The organism is Kitasatospora sp. NPDC050463, assembly GCF_040655255.1.
GTDB lineage: Bacteria > Actinomycetota > Actinomycetes > Streptomycetales > Streptomycetaceae > Kitasatospora.
In genome coordinates, this window is the sequence record NZ_JBFAJO010000006.1 from 96,494 (window position 1) to 114,891 (window position 18,398).

Here is an 18,398-nt window from a genome sequence, read left to right on the forward strand (position 1 = left end):
CGGTCCTGCTTCAAGTTGCGGGCCGGTCCAGCTTCCAGGTACGGGTCAGCCCTGCTTCAGGCTCGGCACCTGCCAGTCGATCGGGTCGACACCGAAGCCGTCCAGCGCCTCGTTGATCTGCGAGAACGGCCGGCTGCCGAAGAACAGCTTGGCGGAGAGCGGCGACGGGTGGGCACCCTGGACCACCACGTGCTTCGTGGTGTCGATCAGCGGCAGCTTCTTCTTCGCGTAGTTGCCCCAGAGCACGAAGACCACCGGCTCCTCGCGCGCGCTCACCGCCTTGATCACCGCGTCGGTGAACTTCTCCCAGCCCTTGGCCTTGTGCGAGTTGGCCTCGTGCGCACGCACCGTGAGCACCGCGTTGAGCAGCAGGACGCCCTGCTCGGCCCAGTGCATCAGGTAACCGTTGTCCGGAGCGGGGATGCCCAGGTCGGCGTCCAGTTCCTTGAAGATGTTGCGCAGCGAGGGCGGCGTCCTGGTGCCCGGCAGCACGGAGAAGCTCATGCCGTGGGCCTGGCCGTCGTCGTGGTACGGGTCCTGGCCGAGAACGAGCACCCGGACCTTCTCGTACGGCGTGGCCTCCAGTGCCGAGAACTCCTGCCCGCTCGGGGGGAAGACCTGGTGCTGCGCGCGCTCCGCCGCCACGAAGGCCGCCAGCTCTGCGAAGTACGGCTTCTCCGCCTCGGCGCCCAACACCTCGCGCCAGGACTCCGGCAGCTCCAGCCCGCCACCCGCTCCGGCCCCGACCGCTTCCGTCTCGACCACGCCTGCCTCGACCGTGTCCGTCACGACATCAACCTCCCACCGGACGGCCGCTCACCGCAGCACCGCCCCGACCACCGGCGTACTGCGGCCCTTGCGCCGCACGCCCTCTTTCCACACCGAACGCTACACAGCCCCACCGACAACTCACTCCGCCGCGACCACCGGGGCCGCCGGAGCCGCCGCACCCTCCGGAGCGCCCGGAACCGCAGGAACCGCAGGAACCGCCGCACCCTCCGGAGCCGCCGGCCCCACGGCAACCACCGGATCCGGCTCGGCGCTCCGGGCAACCGCCGCGGCCCTCCCCACCCGGACGTGCTCGACCACGTTCAGCGCCACCACCAGCGCCGCCAGCACCACCAGCACCACGATCGCCGGCAGCCGCACCATCGCCGGCAGCAGGCCGAGCACCACCACCGCGGCCACGATCCGGGTGGTCGACACCGCGCGGAACATCATCCACCGGGTGTACCCGAAGGTCAGCAGATACAGCCCGCAGCCCCCGTACAGCAGCGCCACCGAGCCCGCGCCGAGCGCCTGGCGCGGGTCGGCCACCGTCTCGCCGAAGCCGACCGCGACCGCGATCACGCCGGCCACCAGCGCCAGGTGTCCGTACTGGAACACCCGGCGGATCACGTCCCGGCGCGAGTCGGCGACGGTCACGGCGTGCCGCATGGCGTCCGCCGCAAAGACGAAGTACTGCCACCAGAGCCCGCAGGAGATGGTGAACGCCGCGGCCACCGCGGCCAGTTCGGTCGCGTCGAGGCGGACGGCGGCGGCCGTGGCGCCGATCCCGACGATCGACTCGCCGAGCGCGACCAGCAGGAACAGCGCGAACCGCTCCGGCATGTGCGACGGGTGGTACGCCACATTGGCCAGCCGGTTGCGGAACACCACCGGGCCGGACAGGTCACAGAGCGCGCCCAGCGCCCAGAGCACCGTCCGCGGCCCCTCCGGCAGCAGCCCGCCCACGAACAGCAGCGGCCCGCTGACCAGCACGCCCACCCCGTACGGCCCGCGCCAGACGCCCGGGACGCGGATCAGCAGCACCAGCAGGACCACCCGGGCCGCCCAGTACCCGGCACCGAGCAGCACGCCCCGGCCCCCGTAGGCGCCGGGCACGGCCAGCGCCATGAAGAGGCCGGCGAGTCCGACGGCGAGGATGCCGAGCCGGTCCCTCGGGGTGTCCACGTCGCGGATGTTGGCCTGGACGGTGGTGCCGACCCAGCACCAGTACACCGGGACGAACACCACCAGCGCCCGGGCGACCCCGCCCCAGTCGTGATGGTGGTGCAACAGGCCGGAGACCTGGGTGATCGCGAAGACGAAGACCAGGTCGAAGTAGAGCTCCGCCCAGGTCACCCGCTTCTCGTCGATGAACTCCCCCGCCGAACCCATCCCGCCCCCTCGTCCGCATACGCAACAGGCGCACGCAACAGACAGGCCCTGCCCCGGCCGTCGGCCGGGGCAGGGCCCGCGTCATCAGAGCAGAGGCTAGACCAGGTCGACCAGGTCCGCGATCGACTGGACGACGCGGGTCGGCCGGTACGGGAACCGCTCCACGTCGGAGGCGGCGGTGAGGCCGGTGAGCACCAGGATGGTCTCCATGCCGGCCTCCATGCCCGCCACGATGTCGGTGTCCATCCGGTCGCCGATCATCACGGCGGTCTCCGAGTGGGCGCCGGCCGAGTTCAGCGCCTCACGCATCATCAGCGGGTTGGGCTTGCCGACGAAGTACGGCTCGACACCGGTCGCCTTGGTGATCAGTGCCGCGACCGAGCCGGTGGCCGGCAGCACGCCCTCGGTGGACGGGCCGGTCTCGTCCGGGTTGGTGCAGATGAAGCGGGCACCCTGGTTGATCAGGCGGATCGCCTTGGTGAGCGCCTCGAAGCTGTAGGTGCGGGTCTCACCGAGGACGACGTAGTCCGGGTTGTTGTCGGTCAGCACGTAACCCGCCTGGTACAGCGCGGTGGTGAGGCCCGCCTCGCCGATCACGTACGCGGTGCCGCCCGGGCGCTGGCCCTTGAGGAACTTCGCGGTGGCCAGGGCCGAGGTCCAGATGCTCTCCTCCGGCACCTCCAGGCCCATGCCGGCCAGGCGGGCGCTGAGGTCGCGCGGGGTGTAGATCGAGTTGTTGGTGAGCACCAGGAAGGGCTTGCCGGACTCCCGCAGCCGGCGCAGGAACTCCTCCGCGCCGGGGATCGGCGTGCCCTCGTGGATGAGGACCCCGTCCATGTCGGTCAGCCAGGACTCGATGGGCTTGCGGTCTGCCACGTGCGTGTCTCCCGAAGTCTTGCAACGTCTTGCGATGGTCGTACGAAATCTGCGGCGCACCGCCGTCACCGTTGCGCCTCCCACCGGCCGGACCCTCCTCGGGACACCGGACCGCCGGGGGTACTGCCGGCCGCCCCAACGGGGCACAGCCTAATCCGCACACCAGCCCGACGGCAGTACGTCCCGCCCACCGGAACATTCCACGGGACGGGACGGGCCACCAGGCCGCCGACGCCACACCTGCCGCCCCCGCCCCCACCGGCTGAGCACGCCGCCGGTCAGTCCGGTCACGCCGCTCGCGCTGCTCACGTCGGCCGCGTCGGCCGCACCGGCGCCCGGTCACGACAGCCGCACGTGCGGCGCCGGCCGCACCGAAACCGGGGCCAACCCGGACACCGTGATTGAGTGAGGCACATGAGCCCCTCCTCGCGCCCTCTCCGCCACCACGACGACCCCTTCCGTGTCGGCCTGATCGGCTACGGCCTGGCCGGCTCCGCCTTCCACGCCCCGCTGATCGCCACCACCCCCGGGCTCCGGCTGGACGCGGTGGTCACCGCCAACCCCGACCGTCGAGCCCAGCTGCACCGCGAGCACCCCGGCGCCCGGGCCGTCGACACGCCGGAGCAGCTGCTCGCCGACCCGGACGCGCTCGACCTGATCGTGATCGCCTCGCCCAACCGCACCCACGTCCCGCTCGCCCGGGCCGCGCTGCGCGCCGGGCTGGCCACCGTCGTCGACAAGCCGCTGGCCGCCACCGCCGCCGACGCGCTGGAGCTCTGCACGCTGGCGCGGGCGCAGGACGTCCTGCTCTCCGTCTTCCAGAACCGGCGCTGGGACGGCGACTTCCTCACCGCCGCCCGTCTGGTCCGCGAGGGCGCGCTGGGCCGGGTGCACCGCTTCGAGTCCCGGTTCGAGCGGTTCCGCCCGAAGCCCAAGGCGGGTTGGCGCGAGCTGGCCGACCCGGCCGAGGTCGGCGGCACGCTCTACGACCTGGGCAGCCACCTGGTCGACCAGGCGCTCACCCTGTTCGGCCCGGTCGAGACGGTCTACGCCGAGATCGACGTCCGACGGGACGGCGCGGTGGTCGACGACGACGCCTTCCTCGCCCTCACCCACGCCTCGGGCACCCGCTCCCACCTGTGGACCAGTGCCATCACCCCGCTCGTCGGCCCCCGCCTGCGGGTGCTCGGCGACACCGCCGGGTACGTGAAGGCCGGCATGGACCCGCAGGAGGCGGATCTGCGCGCCGGTCACCGCCCGGACGGCACCGGCCGCGACGGGACGCCGTGGGGCGCCGACCAGCCCTCCCGGTACGGCACCCTCGGCACCGACGAGTCGGCGACCGTCCTCCCCACCGACCCGGGCGACTACCCCGCCTTCTACGCGGGCATCGCCGCCGCCCTGGCCACCCCCGGCACCACGCCGCCGGTCGACCCGCGCGACGCCGTCGCCACCCTCACCGTCCTGGAGGCCGCCCGCACCTCGGCCGCCACCGGCACGACCGTCCGGCTCGACTGACCTGCCCCTGGACTCCCGCGCACCACGGCCGCTCCCCCGGCTCCGCCACTCCGACGCTCCGACGTCCGGACACCCTGACGCCCGGACGGGGCCGAGGGGCGGCGGAGCCGGGGCGACGACGCCCGCCCGGTCAGATCGCGATGACCTCGACCGCCGAACCCAGCCCCCGGAAGTCCGCCACGTTGCGCGTGTACAGCGGCAGCCCGTGCGCGGAGGCGATGGCCGCGATCATCAGGTCGATCCGGCGCGGGCGCGGCTGGCGCCCGGCGGCGATGGTCAGCGTGACGAGCGTCCCGTACCTGGCGGCGGCGGCCGCGTCGAACGGCAGCGGGTCGAAGTCGGCCATCGCCGCGCCCAGCACCTCCAACCGCGCCGCCCGGCTCACCGCGTCCCGAGCCATCGAGACGCCCTGCTGCAACTCCGCGAAGGTGATCGCGGTCAGCTCCGGCACGGCCGGCAGCTCGGCGGGGTTGAGCAGCGCCAGGTCGATGTAGACGCAGGTGTCCAGCACCCCGGCCGGCCGCCGCCGGGACGCCCTGCGCCGCTCAGCCACGCCGCCGCTCGAACGGGTCGTCGCCCTCGTCCCCCACCAGCTCCTCGGGCCCGAAGTACTCCTCGGCCTCCTTGCGCATCTGCTGGTAGTCCACCCGCGGCAGCTTCACGTGCCGCGCCACCAGTTCCTCCGCCGTGAGCCGCCGCCGCTCCGCGACCGGCCGCAGCTCCGCGACCTCGACCCCGTTCCTGGTGATGTGGAAGATCTCCCCCGCCTCCACCGCGTCCATCACCGCGGCGGAGTTGTTCCGGAACTCCCGCTGGGTAATCGTCTTCATCCTTCCAAGGTAGCCCCGGGTAGCACCCCTGGCTACGGCGCGGAAGCGGCCCGCTCCGCTCCGCCGCGGCGTACGCGGTGAACACGGCCTGACCCGGGAACTCCCGGCGTCGTACTATCGTCCTCAACGTCTGACTGGTCGGTACGTCCGGAGCGCGGGAGAGGAGCACGCCATGGGATTCGTCGCGATGCTGCTCGGGCTGCTCCGGGTGCTGACCGGGGATGTGCTCACCGAAGGCGGGACGCTGACCTCGGTGGCCGCCACCGCGGCCGTGGTGCTGCTGGCCGGGGCGATCGCGGGGACGCTGGTCGCCGCGCGACTGCTGGGCGCACGGGCGCCGGCCGCCGTACGGGACGGGACGCTGCGGCGTCGGGCGTTCCGGACGGCCTTCCTCCCGCAGCGTGATCCCGATGCCCGGGGCAGGCGACGCCCCAGGGCGCCGGGCGCGGCCCCGGCGGCCGCGTAACCACCCCCTTCTCCACCGCCGTCCACGCGGCCGCCCTCCGTAGACCACTCATGTCCTGAGACGCTGAGACCCCGGAGGGCTCGCTCCACCATGTCCGTTTTCGCTGTGCTCGACCCGGCCGTCGGCCTGGCCCACGATGTCGTCGCCACCCTTGCCCAGCTGGTGCCGACGGCGCTGGCGATCGTCCTGTTCACCGTCTGCGTCCGGCTCGCGCTGCACCCGCTGGCGCGGGCGGCGGCGCGCGGCGAGAAGTCGCGCGCACGACTCGCGCCGAAGATCGCCGAGCTGAACCGCAAGCACAAGGGCCGGCCGGAGAAGCTCCAGGCCGCGCTCGCCGAGCTGTACCGGGAGGAGAAGGCCTCGCCGTTCGCGGGGTGCCTGCCGATGCTGGTGCAGATCCCGTTCTTCTCGGTGATGTACCGGCTGTTCACCACCCCGAACGATCTGCTCGGTCACACGCTGTTCGGTGTCCCGCTCGGCCTGCACGTGGGCGGCGCGCAGGACGTCGCGCAGTGGGTGGTGTTCGGCGCCCTGTACGCGGGGCTGGCCGCCGTGGCGTTCGTCAACTTCCGCCGGGCCCGTCGGGCGCAGGCGGCCGCTCCCCAGCAGGCCGCGCAGCCCGGGCTGAGGTTCCTGCCGTTCCTGTCGTTCGGCACGGTGCTGTTCGCCGCGCTGGTGCCGCTGGCCGCCGCCGTCTACCTGCTGACCACGACCGCCTGGTCCGCCGCCGAGCGCGGTTGGCTGCACCGGGGCGGGGGCGCTCCGGTGCCGGCAGTGGCGCTGATCTGAGGGTGCGCGCCCCGGCCGGGGCGGCGGCGGGTGGGTGATCGCCCGCCGCCGGGCCGGTCAGGTGCGGAGCAGGTTGCCGATCACCGCGCGGGCGATGGTCGCCGGGTCCTCCCCCGACCGGTCGCCGAGGCTCCCGCTGTTCCACAGCTGGGCGAAGCCGTGGACGATCGACCAGGCCGCCAGTTTGAGCTCGTTCTCCGCCGCGCGTTCCGGGGCGGACGCCGCGAGCGCGGCGGAGAGGGCCTGGTCGGCGCGGGCCCGGGCAGCGACCAGGTGTGGGTCGTCGGGGTGGTAGAGGCCGGGTTCGAACATCACCGTGAAGTGGGCACGGTGCCCGACCGCGAACCGGACGTAGGCGATCCCCGCCTCCGCCAGGTCCGGCCCGGCGGCGCGCACGGCGTCGGCGAGGAGCTCGTAGCCCTGGGCGGCGAGCTCGGTGAGCAGTCCCGCCTTGTCGCCGAAGTGGTGGGCGGGGGCGGCGTGGGAGACGCCCGCGCGGCGGGCCAGCTCGCGCAGGCTCAGCGCGGCGGGCCCGCTCTGTTCGATGGCCTCGGTGGCGGCGGCGAGCAGGGCATTCCTCAGGTCACCGTGGTGATAGGGCTGGGCAGGCATGCTCCGATCATAACTTGTCATTGACAAGATAGCTCGGCCGCCCCTAACTTGATGGTGTCAAGATGCTCTGCGCGCAGGGCACCACCCCGCACCTTCGGAGGCCGAGATGGCACCCCTGATCGCTCTTGTCGCCGGATTCCTGGCAGCCCTCCTGGCCGGACTGGCGGGTGTGGACGTGCTCGACGGCTGGCACCCCGCCCTGCAGGTCGGACTGGCCGCGATGTTCCTGCTCACCGCGTTCGCGCACTTCTTCCCGCGCCTGCGGACGGGACTCGTCGCCATGGTCCCGCCCGGCCTGCCCCGGCCGGAGCTGCTGATCACCCTGACCGGCCTGCTGGAACTCGCGGGTGCCGTGCTGATCCTCGTTCCGGCCACGACCCGGTGGGCGGCCGGCGGTCTGATCCTCATGATGATCGCGATGTTCCCGGCGAACGTCTCGGCCGCCCGGCGCGGAGTGCCCGGCGCCACCGCACTGGCTCCCCGCACCGCCCTGCAGGTGCTGTTCGTCGCGGCCGCCGCACTCGCCTTCGCGGGCTGAGCCCGGACACGGTGGATCTCCACTCCGGAAGTCGAAGCCCCGCCCCGAGCGGCGGCCGAGGCAGGTCGTAGCCTTTGCTGATCGTTTCCGAGTCTCGCTCCCGAGCCTCGCTGCTGAGTCCGGCCGGACAGTGGAGGAATTCGTGAAGGTCGCCGCCCCGACGTTGGCCGAGTTGCGCGAGGTCTGCCAACCGCAGGCCAAGCTGCAGAGCCGCAACGGCGAGCACTGGGCGGGCCGCCTCTACATGCGCCGGATCTCGCTGCGGACGACGCGGCAGCTGGTCCGCACCTCGGTCTCGCCGAACACCCTGACCTGGGTGATGGTGGTCTGCGGCGTCGGCGCCGGGGCGGCCCTGCTGATCCCCGGGCTGACCGGCGCGGTGCTGGCGGCCCTGCTGTTCCAGGGCTTCCTCCTCTTCGACTGCGTCGACGGCGAGGTGGCCCGCTGGAAGCGGCAGTTCAGCACGGCAGGCGTCTACGTCGACCGGCTCGGCGCCTACCTGGCCGACGCGGCGCTGATGATCGGCGCGGGCGTCCGGGCGGCCCGGGGAGGGTCCGACCTGTGGGTGTCGGTGGGGCTGGCGACAGCGCTCGGCGTCGTCCTGCTGAAGGCCTCGACCGACCTGGTCGACGTGGCCCGGGCGCGCAGCGGGCTGGCGCCGGCCGACGAGGAGTCGACCCAGCCGCGTTCGCAGGGCATCGCGACCGCGCGGCGGTTCGCCTCCATCTTCAAGATCCACCGGGTGACCAACGGCATCGAGGCCTCCCTGGTGCTGCTGGCGACGGCGGTCGCGGACGCTGCGGTCGGGAACGTCGGGCCGACCCGCATCGCGCTCGCCGCGATCGCGGTGATCACCTGGGGCATGGTGGTCGCCCACCTGGCCTCGATCCTCTCCTCGTCCCGGCTGCGCTGAGCAACCATTCCGGCCGCGGCCCGCGACAGCGGACCGCGGCCGGGGAGCGGGCCGAAGGTCAGACCTTCTTGAAGCACAGCGTGTAGTCGGTGGATCGCCTGCTGGAGTACCTGATCCCGTAGTCGTACGCCGACCCGCAACTCCGGTCGGGGCCGTAGAGGGTGTCGGCCATCCTGTACTGGGCCTCGGCGGACTTGCAGTCGACGATCACCGGCAACGGATCGCCCTGGGGATCCTGGATCCTGACGCAGTCACCGACCTTCGGGTCGTACTTCTTGTTCTCTTCGGCCTGCGCGGACCGGGTGGCCTCCGCCTTGGCCTTGCCGCCGTTGGGGTCCGTGTTGTACTTCCACACGTACCAGGCGCCGCCGCCGAAAACCGCCAGGACGACGGCGACCGAGAGAACCGAGTGCAGCGGACTCCGGCGCCCGGGCCCCTGCGGGGGCCGGGGATCCGATGGCGCCTGAGGGACATACGGCTGCTGGGCGTACGGCGGCTGGGCGTACGACTGCTGCTGGCCGTACTGAGGCTGCTGGCCGTACGGCATCTGCGGCGGCGGCGCGTATCCGTAGGGCTGCTGCGGCTGCTGGTTCTGATAGGGCGGCGGCGGTGCGGACATGGCTGTGATCCCCGTGACGACTGCATGATGGTTGGTCAACACGCTGTTGACCGATGCAGGCTACCGTCCGGCGGCCACCCGTCGATCATCAGCCCGCGCCGCGGTCGCGGTCGGAGCGACCAAGGGCCTCGGTCCGCAGCCGGCAGACGGCACCGACACCAGCCGCAAGGTTGATCAGCGCCAGGAGTCCGAGCACAACGGTGTTCACGCGGCGGCGTCCAGTTCGAACCAGGTGCTCTTGCCGCGCTTGCAGGGCTCGGCGCCCCGGCGATGGAAGACCCTCTCTTGGATGCGTCCTGCCTCATGCGCCGATTCCAACAACTGCCCGGAGGTGGCCGTCACCGCTGACGCCGTCCATGTGCGAAGCAGCCTTCAGCCCCCTGCCGTAGCCCGACTGACCACGGACGAATGGCGTGACCTCGTCGCCGGTGTCCGCAACGGGGAGTTCGACGTCTAGCTGTCCGGGTGGTCCTCCGCGTACACGCGGAGGACCACCCCGGAGCAACCTCAGCCCTTGTCCCACCCGGCGAGGTAGGCGTCGATCTCGCCGACGATCCGGGCCTTGCCGGCCGCGTCCAGGAAGGACGCCTCCACGGCGTTGCGCGCCAGCCCGGCGACGCCCGCCTCGTCCAGGTCCAGCAGCTTGGCCGCGACCGCGTACTCGGTGTTGAGGTCGGTGCCGAACATCGGCGGGTCGTCGCTGTTGACGGTGACCAGCAGGCCGGCGTCGACCATCTGCCGGATCGGGTGTTCCTCGATCCGCTCCACCGCGCGGGTCGCGATGTTCGAGGTCGGGCACACCTCCAGGGGAATCCGGTGCTCGCCGAGGAAGTCCAGCAGGGCCGGGTCCTTCACGGCCTGGGTGCCGTGGCCGATGCGCTCGGCGCCGAGCACCCGCAGGGCGTCCCAGACCGTCTCGGGCCCGGTGGTCTCGCCGGCGTGCGGGACGCTGCGCAGACCGATCGCCCGCGCCCGGTCGAAGTACGGCTTGAACTGCGGGCGCGGCACGCCGATCTCCGGGCCGCCGAGCCCGAAGCTGACCAGGCCCTCGGGGGCGAGGTCGACGGCCAGCCGGGCGGTCTCCTCGGCGGCGGCCAGACCGGCCTCGCCGGGGATGTCGAAGCACCAGCGGAGCACGACGCCGAGCTCCTTCTCGGCCCGCAGCCGGGCGTCCTCGATGGCCTCCATGAAGGCGACGTCGGGGATGCCGCGGCTGACCGAGGAGTACGGCGTGACGGTCAGCTCCGCGTACCGGATGTTCTGCCGGGCCATGTCCTCCGCGACGCCGTAGGTCAGCGCGCGGACGTCCTCGGCGTCGCGGATCAGGTCGACGACGCTGAGGTACACCTCGATGAAGTGGGCGAAGTCGGTGAACGTGAAGTACTCGGCGAGGGCGGTCGGGTCGACCGGCACCTTGGACTGGCCGCGGTGGCGGGCGGCCAGCTCGGCGACCACCCGCGGCGAGGCCGAGCCGACGTGGTGGACGTGCAGTTCTGCTTTGGGCATGCCGGCGATGAACGCCTCGATGCCCCGGTTCTGAACGGGGTTTCCGATCCGACTTCCGTCCGGCTGGACCACGGTGGTGCCCTCTTCCTCTACGCGCGTATCGGTGGTGTCCGCAAGGATAGGCACACCCGGGGCTCACCCCCCGAGCGCGACCGCCACGGTGTGGATGAGCAGGCCCGCCAGGGCGCCGACCACGGTGCCGTTGATCCGGATGAACTGCAGGTCGCGGCCGACGTTGGCCTCGATCTTGCGGGAGGCGTCGTCCGCGTCCCAGCCTGCCACGGTCTCGGAGATCAGCGAGGTGATCTCGGCCCGGTAGGTGTCGACGAGGTACTGGGCGGCGTCCTGGAGCCAGCCGTCCACCTTGGCCTGGAGCTTCGGATCGGTCGCCAGGCGCGCGCCGAAGTCACGCACGCCGTCCCGGATGCGCCGGCGCAGCTCGCTGTCCTCGTCCTCGGCCGCGGTCAGCACCAGGGCGCGCACGGCGGCCCAGGTGGAGGCGATCAGGTCCTGCACCTCCGGGCGCACCAGCAGGTCGGCCTTGGCCCGCTCGACCCGGGCGATGGTCTCGGGATCGGTCTGCAGCTCGGTGGCGAAGTCGGCGAGGAACTTGTCGACGGCACCGCGCGCGGCGTGGTGCGGGTCGTCCCGGATGTCGGTGACGAACCGCATCAGCTCCTTGTGGACCCGCTCGCCGACCTGGTGGTCGAGGAACTTCGGCGTCCAGCCCGGGGTCTTCCGGGTGACCCGCTGGACGACCTCCTCGTGGTTCTCGGTCAGCCAGTCGTGCGCCCGGACGGCGACCAGGTCGACCACGCCGTGGTGGCCGCCGTCGGAGACCACCTTGCCGAGCATCCGGCCCATCGGCTCGGCGACCGAGGTGGCGGCGGCCCGCCTGGTCACCGCCTCGCCGACGACCGCCTGCACGTCGTCGTCGCGCAGCACCGCGAGGACGCCGCGCAGTGCCGCCGACGCCTCCTTGGTGACCCGCTCGGCGCTGCCGGGTGCGGCCAGCCACTCGCCCAGCCGGCGGGCGATGCCGAGCGCGGCGAGCCGGCCGCGCACCACGTGGCCGGAGAGGAAGTTGTCGCCGACGAAGTCGCCCAGCGACTTGCCGAACGCGTCCTTCTTGGTCGGGATGATCGCGGTGTGCGGGATCGGCAGGCCGAACGGTCGGCGGAACAGCGCGGTCACGGCGAACCAGTCGGCGAGCGCGCCGACCATGCCCGCCTCGGCGGCGGCGGCCAGATAGCCCGCCCAGGCACCGGCTCCGGCCGCCTTCGCCCAGGTGGCGAGGGCGAAGACCAGGGTCGCGAAGGCCAGCAGGCCGGTCGCGATGGTCTTCATCCGGCGGACGCCGCGTCTCTTCTCCTCGTCGGCCGCGGTGAACCGGACCCCGGGCCCGGTCCCGCTGAAGGCATCGTCACTCACCCCGCCAGTCTGCCCGCTGCCCGGCGCGAGCGGAGGGCGCGCCCCACCCGAACGCGCCGGGCACGTGCCGCCGTGCGCGGCGCGGACGCCACCCGTCGGCGCCCGCGGGCCCGGCCGGGCCCAGCTACGCGCCGCCGAGGACGATCCGCCGCACCCCCGCCACGTCCCACCGCTGCGGGTCGGTGCAGCGGCGGCAGTCCAGCAGGACCCGGACGCCCGGGAGGTCGGCCGGTGCCAGCTCGCGGTACTCGGGGTGGTCGGCCTGGAGCACCGCGGCCGCCAACGGTTCGCCACCGTAGGGGGGCAGGCCGAGCGCCGTGAGTTCCTCGGCCCGGTAGAGCGGAACGTCCGACTGCCAGCTGTCGGCCGCGGCCACCATCCGGGCCGGCGCCCCGACCCCGAGCCAGTCGTCGGCGCCGAGGAAGAGCACGTGGCGGCCGCGGGCGAGGGCGTGCCCCCGGTTGGTCGGCGCGGCCGGGCCGCCGGAGTCGGCCTGGTGCAGGACGGTGAACAGGCCAGGATGGCGGGCGGCGTACTCGTCGAGGACGGCGCCGCCGCCGTCCGTCGAACCGTCGTCGACCGCGACCACCTCCATGCGCGCCGGCCCGATGGTCTGTGCGACGAGCGAGTCCAGGCAGGCCGTCAGGTCAGCCGATCGCGACCTCCGCGTACATCCGGGCGATCACGTCCTCGATGGCCGGCTCGCGGACCGACAGGTCGACCATCGGGTACCGGTCGGCGACGGCGGCGACGATCGGGGCGGCGCTCTGCTGGGCCGGGAAGGCCAGCCACTGGCGCGGGCCCTCGACCTTCACCACCCGCGCACCGGCCACCTCGATCGGCGGCCGCGCCTCGGCGAGGTCGACGACCAGGGTCCGCTCGCTCTCGCCCGCCGCGTGCAGCCCGTCCAGGCCGCCGTCGTAGACGACCCGGCCGTGGTCGATCACCATGACCCGGTCGCAGAGCTGCTCGATGTCGGTGAGGTCGTGGGTGGTGAGCAGCACGGTGGTGCCCCGGTCGCGGTTGACCTCGCGCAGGAAGTCGCGCACCCGGCTCTTGCTCACCACGTCCAGCCCGATGGTGGGCTCGTCCAGGTAGAGCACCCGCGGGTCGTGCAGCAGCGCCGCCGCCAGGTCCCCGCGCATCCGCTGGCCGAGCGAGAGCTGGCGTACGGGGGTGTCCAGCAGGGCGCCGAGGTCGAGCAGTTCGACGCAGCGTTCGAGGTTGGTGCGATATCGGCGCTCGGGGATGCGGTAGATCCGGCGGGCCAGTTCGTAGGAGTCCCGCAGCGGGAGGTCCCACCAGAGCGTGGTGCGCTGCCCGAAGACGACGCCGATCCGGCGGGCCAGTGCGACGCGCTCCCGCGCCGGGTCGACGCCGGCGACGCGCAGCCGGCCGCCGGAGGGCACCAGGATGCCGGTGAGCATCTTGATGGTGGTGGACTTGCCCGCGCCGTTCGGGCCGATGTAGCCGACGCATTCGCCGGCCTGAACCGTGAAGCTCAGCCCGTCCACCGCGCGGACCTCGCGCTTCTCGCGCTTGAGCCGGCCGACCTTGGCGCGGACGGTGAAGGTGCGGCGGACGTCGTCGAGTTCGATCAGTGCCATGGGAGTGCTGCTTTCGGGAGGGGTCGGGGGGGCCGGGCCGAGGCCCGGGATCAGCTGCCGGTGCCGCGGTAGGCGCGCAGCCCGGCGCGCCAGGCCAGCCCGGCCGCCACCAGCGCGAGCACGGCGGCGAGCGGCGAGGCGTACTGGAAGGCTGCGGGCAGGCCGAGCGGGTCGGGCCGGTCGAGGATGTGCAGCGCGGGCAGCCAGTTGACGAAGGCCAGCGGGATGCCGAACACGGTGCCCGCCACCAGTTCCTTGGCGAACACGGTCGGCGGGTAGTGCAGCACGGTGGCCCCGCCGTAGGTGAAGGCGTTCTGGATCTCCTTGGCCTCGCCCCACCAGAACTGCAGGGCGGCGAAGCCCACGAAGATCGCCGCGAAGATCGCCGTGCCGCAGACCAGCAGGACCGGCACGAGCAGCGCCCGGTCCCAGGTCCAGGACACGTCCAGTGCGGTCAGCGACCAGGCGAGGACCGCGATCGCCTGCGCCGGCCGCCCGAGCCGGCGCAGCGAGAAACGCTCGGCGCAGACCTGGGCGAGCGCGGGGGCGGGCCGGATCAGCATGGTGTCCAGCGTGCCGGCCCGGATCCGCTCGCCGAGGCCGTCGACGCTGCCGACCAGCAGGTTGGCCATGCCGAGCGCGAAGCCCGAGGTGCCGTAGAGGAAGCCGAGCTCGGCCAGGGTCCAGCCGCCGAGTTGATCGGTGTGCCGGAACATCAGGATCACCACGACGAAGTCGAGGAAGGTGACGACCAGGTTGGCGGCGAGCATCAGCACGAAGGACGCCCGGTAGGACATGATCGCCCGGGTCCACATCGCGGCGGTGAGCCACCAGGCGCGCAGCGCCCAGCGGGTGCGGGCGGTCAGGCCCCGCTCGGTCGGGAGCAGGTCGTTCGCACCGGCGGCGAGGGCCGGATCGACCGGACCGGCGGCGAGGGTCGGGTCAGCCACCCTGGACCACCACCTTGCGGGTCGCGAGCAGCTGGACGCCGCGGCCGGCGGCGACCAGCACCGTGGCCCAGGCGAGTTGGAAGCCGAGCTCGCGGGCCAGCGCCGTCCCGGTCGCCCGCTCCAGGAAGACGTCGGTCGGCACCTGGACCAGCGCGGCCCACGGCAGCACGGGCGCGACCTCGCCGAGCAGGCCGGGGAAGAGCGCCAGCGGAAGCAGCATCCCGGAGAAGAACATCGACACCACCAGCATCACCGAGCGCACCCCCTCCGAGTCGTGCAGCCAGAAGCCGGTGAGCGAGACGAGGAAGCGCAGCCCGAAACTGACCAGCACCGCGAGCAGGACCGAGAGGAGGAAGAACAGCCAGGTCAGCGGCTGTTCGGGCAGCCTGATCCGGAAGACCAGCGCGCCCGCCAGCATCGGCAGGGTGCCGCGGGAGAGCAGGTGGAAGCCGGCTCGGCCGAGGTCGGTGGCCAGCCACCAGCCCTGGAAGTCCACCGGGCGGTAGAGGTCGACGGCGATGTCACCGCTGCGGAACCGGTCCTGGACGTCGTCCTGGAAGCCGCCGCCCCAGACCGCGACGGTGATCAGCAGCGCCTGGCTGACCCAGATGTAGGTGACGGCGGCGGTCTGGTCGTAGCCGCCGAGGCCGGGGCGGGCCTGCCAGAGGGCGACGAAGGTGTAGGCGAGGATGAAGCCGAAGACGGTGTTGGTGAAGGCCCCGGCCAGCGTGGCGGCCCGGTAGGTGCTGTAGCGGCGGAAGGCTCCCCGGGCGATGGCGAGGTAGAGCGCCACCGCGCCCCGGGCCCCCTCGGCGGCGCCGTCGACGCCCCCGTCGGCGAGGCCCGGAGCGCCGCCGGGAGCACCTCCCGCGGCACCCCCCGGAGCACCGTCGGGATCGGGAGGGTGCCGGAACTGCGGCTCAACGGGTACGGCGTTCGACATATTGTCTCCTTGTCGACAAATAGGAGCGGGCAAGTGTCCCCGGGGACACCGGCGCACGCGGACCGGCTCCGGCCGGCCCCACCCGGGGGGGTACCGGGTCAGGTGGGCGGAGCTGCCCGAACTGGGTGCGCTATATGGTTCGCACCCTTCACCGTACCGCCGACGATCTTCTTGCGCACCCGGTTATTCCAACACCTGATCACGGGTCAAATAGCACATAATCGCGGCATGACCTTGAGGGCAGACCACCGCACCCGGCGTCAGGCCCGACGGGCCGCCCGCCGCGAAGCCCGCCGCGCCAGGCCGCTGTGGCGCCGGCTCCTGCCCACCTGGCGGGTCACCCTCGGCGCGCTCACCGCCGCCCTGCTCCTCGCCGTCGGCTCCTTCGCCGTGCTCTACCTCATCGTCCCCGTACCCGACGCCAACGCCCACGCCGTCGCCCAGAACAACATCTACCTCTACGCCGACGGCACCACCGAGATCGGCCGCACCGGCGCCGTGAACCGCACCGACGTGACGATAGAGCAGATCCCGCTCCACACCCAGCACGCCGTCGTCTCCGCCGAGGACCGCAGCTTCTACCGCAACCGCGGCATCGACCTCAAGGGCATGGTCCGGGCCGGCTGGAACACCCTCACCGGCCGCGGCAAGCAGGGCGGCTCCACCATCACCCAGCAGTACGTCAAGAACTACTACCTGACCCAGGACCGGACGATCGAGCGCAAGGGCCGCGAACTCTTCATCGCCCTCAAGGTCGACCAGCAGCGCAGCAAGAACCAGATCCTCGCCGGATACCTCAACAGCAGCTACTTCGGCCGCGGCGCCTACGGCATCCAGAGCGCCGCCCACGCCTACTACGGCGTCGACGTCTCCGGGCTCACCCTCCCCCAGGGCGCCTACCTCGCCGCCCTGCTCCAGGCCCCCAGCTCCTACGACGTCAAGACCGCCACCCCTGCCAACCGCGACAAGGCCGTCGCCCGCTGGAACTACACCCTCGACGGCATGGTCCAACTCGGCTTCCTCACCGCGGCCGACCGCGCCGCCATCACCTTCCCCGACCCGATCGACCCCCAGCCCGCCACCGGCCTCGCCGGCCAGTCCGGCTACCTGGTCGGCGTCGCCGACGACTACCTCGTCTCGGCCGGCATCATCGACACCGCCACCCTCAAGGCCGGCGGCTGGCGCATCACCACCACCTTCGACAAGCCCCGCCAGGACGCCTTCGTCAGCGCCGTCCAGCAGGAGCTCACGGAGGAGCTCGACCCCAGGGCCCGGCCCACCACCGACACCGACGTCCGCGTCGCCGGTGCCTCCGTCGAACCGGCCACCGGCCGGGTCGTCGCCGTCTACGGCGGCGCCGACTACGCCAAGCAGCCCTACAACGACGTCCTGCGCCAGGACAACCAGATCGGTTCCACCTTCAAGGCCTTCGACCTCGCCGCCGGCCTCACCTCGGGCCGCAGCAGCGGCGACGGTCGCCCGATCACCACCGAGACCCGCTACGACGGCACCAGCGAACGCCCCGTCACCGGCGGTCCCACCCCGTACGCGCCGCCCAACGAGGACGACATCGACTACGGCGACATCACCCTGCGCCACGCCATGGTGAAGTCCGTCAACTCGGTGTACGCGCAGGAGGGCGTCGACGCCGGACTCGCCCACGTCCGCGAGACGGCCGTCCGGCTCGGCATCCCCGACAACGTCCCCGGCATGGACCCGGCCAACACCTCGATGACGCTCGGCACCGCCACCCCGAGCGCCCTCAACCTGGCCGGCGCCTACGCCGGCTTCGCCAACCACGGCCAGGCGTACGCCCCGTGGTCGGTCAGCAAACTCGAACGCGTCAACACCGGCGGCGCCATCGACGTCCCCAAGATGCCCGAACACGTGCCCACCAACGCACTCGACCGGGGTGCCGCCGACGCCGTCACCGACGTCCTGCGTGACGTCGTCAGCCTGCGCGGCACCGGCGCCGCCGCCCTCGGCCTCGGACGCCCCGCCGCCGGCAAGACCGGCACCACCGACTCCAACCTGTCCGCCTGGTTCGCCGGCTTCACCCCCGAACTCGCCACCACCGTCGGCCTGTTCCGGGAGAACCCGAAGACCCACGCCAAGGAACCGCTGTCCGGCACCGCCGGCTACGAGCGGATCAACGGCGGCGCCTTCCCCACCCGGATCTGGACCGCCTACATGGCCGACGCGCTCGACGGCACCGACGTCCAGCGCTTCGACCTCCAGCCCGGCCGCGGCAACACCCAGACCGGCGGACCGACCGCCAGCGGCTCGCCCTCCCCGTCACCGTCGCCCAGCGCCACCGCCAGTGCCACCACCAGTGCCACCACCACCGCGGCGCCGAGCATCCCGACGCACTCCGCCCCCACACCGACCGGCCCGAGCAGCCGGCCCACCGAGACCGCGCCGACCCCCACCCCCGAGGCCCCCGCCCCGACGCCCACCGCCGAACAGCCGCCCGCACCCACCAGCCGCCCCACCGCGCCGCCCCGGCCGACCCCGACCCCGACGCCGCCCCCGAGCACCCCGACCCCGGCCCCCGAAGCGACCGCGCCGCCGACCCACCAGGTGACCGGCCAGCCCGCCGGACCGAACGCCAGCCGGACCCCGTAGGTCAGGCCGGGCAGT

Annotated in this window: 19 protein-coding genes and 1 pseudogene; 7 read left to right on the forward strand and 13 right to left on the reverse strand. The window is 72.8% G+C overall.

All coding sequences use genetic code 11. The features are described from left to right. Positions 1 to 45: 45 nt before the first annotated feature. The 3 genes from AB0J08_RS05995 to AB0J08_RS06005 all read right to left on the reverse strand — a co-directional run bounded on the left by AB0J08_RS05995 (position 46) and on the right by AB0J08_RS06005 (position 3,036). Complete coding sequence (locus tag AB0J08_RS05995) at positions 46 to 723, reverse strand: uracil-DNA glycosylase (RefSeq protein ID WP_360627800.1); 678 nt, start codon at positions 721 to 723, stop codon at positions 46 to 48. Positions 724 to 909: 186 nt separating this feature from the next. Then, positions 910 to 2,160: a low temperature requirement protein A gene (locus AB0J08_RS06000; RefSeq protein ID WP_360627564.1), complete on the reverse strand. Its 1,251-nt coding sequence runs from the start codon at positions 2,158 to 2,160 to the stop codon at positions 910 to 912. A gap of 96 nt (positions 2,161 to 2,256) precedes the next feature. Then, positions 2,257 to 3,036, reverse strand: a complete 780-nt coding sequence (locus tag AB0J08_RS06005; RefSeq protein ID WP_360627567.1) for an HAD-IIA family hydrolase — start codon at positions 3,034 to 3,036, stop codon at positions 2,257 to 2,259. A 414-nt stretch (positions 3,037 to 3,450) separates the two neighbouring features. Between AB0J08_RS06005 and AB0J08_RS06010 the strand changes: the two genes are divergently transcribed. Beyond that, positions 3,451 to 4,554: a Gfo/Idh/MocA family oxidoreductase gene (locus AB0J08_RS06010; protein WP_360627570.1), complete on the forward strand. Its 1,104-nt coding sequence runs from the start codon at positions 3,451 to 3,453 to the stop codon at positions 4,552 to 4,554. A gap of 130 nt (positions 4,555 to 4,684) precedes the next feature. Here the strand turns inward: AB0J08_RS06010 and AB0J08_RS06015 are convergent, their stop codons facing one another. Together AB0J08_RS06015 and AB0J08_RS06020 are read right to left on the reverse strand one after the other, a co-directional pair. After that, complete coding sequence (locus tag AB0J08_RS06015) at positions 4,685 to 5,107, reverse strand: type II toxin-antitoxin system VapC family toxin (protein ID WP_360627573.1); 423 nt, start codon at positions 5,105 to 5,107, stop codon at positions 4,685 to 4,687. Continuing rightward, positions 5,100 to 5,384 carry a type II toxin-antitoxin system prevent-host-death family antitoxin gene (locus AB0J08_RS06020; protein WP_360627576.1) on the reverse strand — a complete coding sequence of 95 codons (285 nt, stop codon included), beginning with the start codon at positions 5,382 to 5,384 and terminating at the stop codon, positions 5,100 to 5,102. Before AB0J08_RS06020 ends, AB0J08_RS06015 begins: the two co-directional genes overlap by 8 nt. A 172-nt stretch (positions 5,385 to 5,556) precedes the next feature. Here AB0J08_RS06020 and AB0J08_RS06025 point away from each other — a divergent pair, with 172 nt between their 5' ends. Both AB0J08_RS06025 and AB0J08_RS06030 read left to right on the forward strand, forming a co-directional pair. Then, a complete protein-coding gene (locus AB0J08_RS06025) occupies positions 5,557 to 5,850 on the forward strand; it encodes a DUF6412 domain-containing protein (RefSeq protein ID WP_360627579.1) in 294 nt (97 codons plus the stop codon). A 90-nt stretch (positions 5,851 to 5,940) separates the two neighbouring features. Continuing rightward, positions 5,941 to 6,639: a YidC/Oxa1 family membrane protein insertase gene (locus AB0J08_RS06030; protein ID WP_360627582.1), complete on the forward strand. Its 699-nt coding sequence runs from the start codon at positions 5,941 to 5,943 to the stop codon at positions 6,637 to 6,639. 57 nt (positions 6,640 to 6,696) lie between these two features. On the opposite strand, the gene AB0J08_RS06035 is transcribed toward AB0J08_RS06030, so the two are convergent. Next, positions 6,697 to 7,251: a TetR/AcrR family transcriptional regulator gene (locus tag AB0J08_RS06035; protein WP_360627585.1), complete on the reverse strand. Its 555-nt coding sequence runs from the start codon at positions 7,249 to 7,251 to the stop codon at positions 6,697 to 6,699. A 106-nt stretch (positions 7,252 to 7,357) separates the two neighbouring features. Between AB0J08_RS06035 and AB0J08_RS06040 the strand changes: the two genes are divergently transcribed. Further along, positions 7,358 to 7,789, forward strand: a complete 432-nt coding sequence (locus tag AB0J08_RS06040; protein ID WP_360627588.1) for a DoxX family membrane protein — start codon at positions 7,358 to 7,360, stop codon at positions 7,787 to 7,789. Positions 7,790 to 7,931: 142 nt separating this feature from the next. Beyond that, positions 7,932 to 8,702, forward strand: a complete 771-nt coding sequence (locus AB0J08_RS06045) for a CDP-alcohol phosphatidyltransferase family protein (RefSeq protein WP_360627591.1) — start codon at positions 7,932 to 7,934, stop codon at positions 8,700 to 8,702. 58 nt (positions 8,703 to 8,760) lie between these two features. Here the strand turns inward: AB0J08_RS06045 and AB0J08_RS06050 are convergent, their stop codons facing one another. Then, complete coding sequence (locus tag AB0J08_RS06050; protein ID WP_360627594.1) at positions 8,761 to 9,321, reverse strand: hypothetical protein; 561 nt, start codon at positions 9,319 to 9,321, stop codon at positions 8,761 to 8,763. A 31-nt stretch (positions 9,322 to 9,352) separates the two neighbouring features. Between AB0J08_RS06050 and AB0J08_RS06055 the strand changes: the two genes are divergently transcribed. Next, positions 9,353 to 9,778, forward strand: a complete 426-nt coding sequence (locus AB0J08_RS06055) for a DUF397 domain-containing protein (protein WP_360627597.1) — start codon at positions 9,353 to 9,355, stop codon at positions 9,776 to 9,778. A gap of 50 nt (positions 9,779 to 9,828) precedes the next feature. Here AB0J08_RS06055 and AB0J08_RS06060 read toward each other — a convergent pair whose 3' ends face one another. The 6 genes and pseudogenes from AB0J08_RS06060 to AB0J08_RS06085 form a co-directional block, all read right to left on the reverse strand. Then, positions 9,829 to 10,848 (reverse strand): adenosine deaminase, encoded by a 1,020-nt coding sequence (locus AB0J08_RS06060; RefSeq protein ID WP_360627803.1) that lies wholly within the window; start codon positions 10,846 to 10,848, stop codon positions 9,829 to 9,831. 114 nt (positions 10,849 to 10,962) lie between these two features. Next, the gene (locus tag AB0J08_RS06065) at positions 10,963 to 12,258 is read right to left on the reverse strand and encodes a DUF445 domain-containing protein (RefSeq protein ID WP_360627600.1); all 1,296 of its coding nucleotides are present in this window, start codon (positions 12,256 to 12,258) and stop codon (positions 10,963 to 10,965) included. A gap of 343 nt (positions 12,259 to 12,601) precedes the next feature. Beyond that, positions 12,602 to 12,904: pseudogene (locus tag AB0J08_RS06070) on the reverse strand (glycosyltransferase); the annotation flags it as partial. A 1-nt stretch (position 12,905) separates the two neighbouring features. Beyond that, positions 12,906 to 13,865: an ATP-binding cassette domain-containing protein gene (locus AB0J08_RS06075; protein ID WP_360627603.1), complete on the reverse strand. Its 960-nt coding sequence runs from the start codon at positions 13,863 to 13,865 to the stop codon at positions 12,906 to 12,908. 50 nt (positions 13,866 to 13,915) lie between these two features. Then, positions 13,916 to 14,680, reverse strand: a complete 765-nt coding sequence (locus AB0J08_RS06080; protein WP_360627806.1) for an ABC-2 family transporter protein — start codon at positions 14,678 to 14,680, stop codon at positions 13,916 to 13,918. 127 nt (positions 14,681 to 14,807) lie between these two features. Beyond that, positions 14,808 to 15,608, reverse strand: a complete 801-nt coding sequence (locus tag AB0J08_RS06085) for an ABC-2 family transporter protein (RefSeq protein ID WP_360627809.1) — start codon at positions 15,606 to 15,608, stop codon at positions 14,808 to 14,810. 378 nt (positions 15,609 to 15,986) lie between these two features. Between AB0J08_RS06085 and AB0J08_RS06090 the strand changes: the two genes are divergently transcribed. Next, complete coding sequence (locus tag AB0J08_RS06090; protein ID WP_360627606.1) at positions 15,987 to 18,383, forward strand: transglycosylase domain-containing protein; 2,397 nt, start codon at positions 15,987 to 15,989, stop codon at positions 18,381 to 18,383. Positions 18,384 to 18,398 lie beyond the last annotated feature (15 nt).